This is a genomic window from Blautia sp. DFI.3.45, from assembly GCF_020593505.1.
Classification (GTDB): Bacteria; Bacillota; Clostridia; order Lachnospirales; family Lachnospiraceae; genus Blautia_A; species Blautia_A wexlerae.
The window spans coordinates 1-205 of the sequence record NZ_JAJDMI010000278.1 but is presented as its reverse complement, the minus strand read 5'-3'; the positions used below and the strand labels follow the sequence as shown (position 1 = coordinate 205).

1 pseudogene is annotated in these 205 nt (G+C 42.4%); it reads right to left on the bottom strand.

The features are described 5' to 3' along the window. Positions 1–205 (bottom strand): annotated as a pseudogene (locus tag LJE09_RS17855) (IS200/IS605 family accessory protein TnpB-related protein); the annotation flags it as partial.

The window sequence follows — 205 nt, the reverse complement described above, 5'->3', positions numbered from 1 at the left end:
CTTTCACAGGTGTTTTGGTAAGTGTTACTTCCTCTTTATAGGAAAAACGCAAAAAATACTTCTGGTGTCTCTTTTCCAGAGTCGGGGCAGATGCCTTTTTCCCTGACCAGCATTTTCTCAGATATTCCATATCCGTATGATCCAGACGTACACAGGACCATTTCCAGTCATGACCGTCATAGAGTTTCAGGTATGCTTCGTCTTT